2 protein-coding genes and 1 pseudogene are annotated in these 1,354 nt (G+C 68.7%); 1 reads left to right on the plus strand and 2 read right to left on the minus strand.

The genetic code is table 11. The annotated features are described in order from the left end of the window. Window positions 1-601, minus strand: a pseudogene (locus JCM25156_RS25595) (hypothetical protein); the annotation flags it as partial. Between JCM25156_RS25595 and JCM25156_RS31570 the strand changes: the two are divergent. Then, the gene (locus JCM25156_RS31570; RefSeq protein ID WP_242402723.1) at window positions 600-794 is read left to right on the plus strand and encodes a hypothetical protein; all 195 of its coding nucleotides are present in this window, start codon (window positions 600-602) and stop codon (window positions 792-794) included. The pseudogene JCM25156_RS25595 and the gene JCM25156_RS31570 sit on opposite strands and share 2 nt — an antisense overlap. Before the next feature lie 171 nt (window positions 795-965). On the opposite strand, the gene JCM25156_RS16695 is transcribed toward JCM25156_RS31570, so the two are convergent. Further along, a partial coding sequence (locus JCM25156_RS16695) for a laccase domain-containing protein (RefSeq protein ID WP_025814016.1) occupies window positions 966-1,354 on the minus strand: 389 nt, incomplete at its 5' end.

Genomic DNA, 1,354 nt, shown 5'->3' on the forward strand with positions numbered 1-1,354 from the left:
CTGGCGGCGGGATGCGGAAGCGGCGTCGCCTGCTGGGCAGGCAGGACGCCATCGGCTGGCAGGGGCACATTGGCACGGCCGGAATAGCGCGTGATGATCTGGCGGACCGCGCCAGCGGCTTCATCCGCCGCCGCGACCGCGACATCCCCCACTGGTGGTCGAGCGAATGGGCCGCGATGTCGTGAATCTGGGTGGCGGAGCCTGCTTCGTGGCCCTGCGCGTCCAGCACCTGCCATGTCAGCGTGATATGTTCCTGCGGAGTGGTGGAGGTGGTCATGACCGCGTTGTTCAGCACCACCGTGCAGCGCACCGTGTAATCCGCGCCGCCCGCGCCATGGCGGATATCCTCCTGCGCATCGGGGAAGGCCGCGATAAAGGCGCGGGCCAGCGCGCGGTCCCCATCGCCCGGAGCATCATGCACCCCCGCGAAATAGACATGCGCCGGACGGTTCTTGAGGCTGTTGGGGTCTTTCTGCATCTGCGCGGCGCGTATGCCGGTCAGCAGATCCGCCACGCCGGGCGCCGCCTCCCGCGCGGAGCGCACCGTCGCCTGCGCATCCTTTGCCTGCCACCGCGCAGCGGGCACGGGCGCGCCATTCATGTGGCCGCGTTCCTCCCCCTTCGGTGATGACGGCATAAACCGGAACAACCGCGCCATCATGGAACTCGGCCGTCATTTTCAGCCACCAGTCACCCGGATGGGTGGCCTGCGCCATGGCGGGCACGGACTGGGCCAGCATGGCGTCAACCATGGCGTGCTGCCAGACCCCCGCCCCCGCCATGTCCGTGCCTGATTCGGTGGAGAGGGGAATGGCCAGCCGGGCCGCCGGAGCCTGCGCCGCGCCCCCCGCGCCATCATGGCGGAAAGGCTGCGGCACGCTGACACATCCACCAAGCAGGGAAAGCACGACAACGGCTGAAAGCGGGATCAGCCGCCGGACAGAAACTTCAGGCATCATGCTTCCTTATATCGCCCGGCAGGCGATAACGGAAATCTGGTGCCCGATGGCCCCGCCCCCGGCCAGCGTGCGGCGGCGATGGCTGAAAAAGCGGGCTTCATCGGACAGGGTGTCGAGTCCCATCGCCGTCGCCCCCGCAACGCCGCACTGTTGAAGGCGCATGACGCAGTAGCCCGGCAGGTCGAACATGAAATGCCCCGCACGTGACGCCGGGGTGAAGAACGCGGCGCCACCGGCATCCTGCGCCAGCACCGCATCGCGCATGTCCGGCCCGACCTCGTAACTCCGTGGGGCGATGCACGGGCCGACAACGGCACGGATGTCGCGCGCCGGGCACCCCAGCGCTTCCATGCCCGCCAGCGTCGATTCCAGAATGCCGCCGCATGCGCCACGCC

Source organism: Komagataeibacter kakiaceti JCM 25156, assembly GCF_000613305.1.